At 51.4% G+C, this 1,353-nt stretch carries 1 protein-coding gene; it reads right to left on the minus strand.

Going from position 1 to position 1,353, the window contains the following annotated elements; genetic code table 11:
* On the minus strand, positions 1 to 1,353 hold a 1,353-nt coding region (gene ppk1 / locus Q0257_RS05200), incomplete at both ends, for a polyphosphate kinase 1 (RefSeq protein ID WP_298022422.1).

A 1,353-nucleotide genomic window follows, 5' to 3' on the forward strand; every position in this document is an offset into this window, starting at 1 on the left:
GCTTTAAAATTTCTTTGAGCTTGTTTTGCAGATTTTCGTTGTAAATCGGGCTCATTAGCTCCAGCCTGCGCTCCAAATTTCGCGGCATCCAATCCGCACTCGCTATGTATAGGCTGGGCTGGGCGTGCGCGAAGTAAAAAATTCTAGCGTGCTCCAGGTATTTGCCGACGATCGAGATCACGCGGATATTTTCGCTAACGCCCTTAAGCGCTGGGCGCAAGCAGCAGATGCCGCGCACGATGAGATCGATCTTTACGCCCGCGGCGCTTGCTTTATACAGCGCCTTGATCATATCGCCGTCGACAAGAGCGTTCATCTTAGCGATGATCCTGCCGGCAGAGCCTTTCTTCTCCTCGTTTTTTATCATCGCTAAAAGCCGCTCTTTGATCTGCATCGGCGACATAGAGAGGTTGCCTAGCTTGCGGTTTTTGTTGTAGCCCGAGAGGATGTGGAAGAAATTCGTCGTGTCCTTATCAAAGCGGTCGCCGCAGGTAAAAAAGCTCACGTCGGTGTAAATTTTAGCGCTCGAGCCGTTGTAGTTGCCCGTGCCTAAGTGGATATAAAATTTTAGCTTGCCGTCCTCTTTTTTGATGATCTGCGTTACCTTGGCGTGGACTTTAAAGCCCGTGATGCCGTAGATCACGTGCGCGCCGGCGTCTTCGAGCGCCTTTGCCCAGTGCAGGTTGTTTTCCTCATCAAACCTCGCCTTAAGCTCGACCATCACCGTTACCTGCTTACCGTCGCTTGCGGCCTCGATCAGGCTCTGGACGATCGGGGAGTTTTTCTCCACGCGATATAGCGTCATACGGATCGAGATGACTTTCGGATCCTTAGCTGCTTCTTTGATGAGTTTTTGCACCGGATCGAAGCTCTCGTAAGGATGGATTAGCAGGATATCCTCCTTCTCCATCGCGCTCATAACGGAGGTGTTTTCGTTAAAGGGGGGCAGCGTCTTTGGCAGATACTGAGGATGGGCTAGAAAGGAAAAATCCTTATTGGAAGCGATCTCCCAAAGCCCGTCCAGCGTAAGCGGCACGGCGCATTCATATATATCTTTGTAAAAAATTTTAAGATGAGAATTTAGAAATTCTAAAAGCTCGGCATCGGCGTCCTTTTCGATCTGAAGCCGCACGAAAGCCCCTTTGCGGCGCAGTTTAAGCCCCGCTTCTAGGATCATCATAAAATCGTCCGCTTCCTCCTCTTCGATCACGATATCTGCGTTTCGCGTGACGCGGAAGGCTGCGGAGCTGATGAGCTTGTAGCCCGGGAAAATCTCCTCCGCATGGCGCTTTACGATAGTGCCGATCGGCACGTAGGTGTTTTGCGCGACCTGCACGAAGCGCGGGATCACGC

Origin of the sequence: uncultured Campylobacter sp. (assembly GCF_938018035.1) — a bacterium.
GTDB lineage: Bacteria > Campylobacterota > Campylobacteria > Campylobacterales > Campylobacteraceae > Campylobacter_B.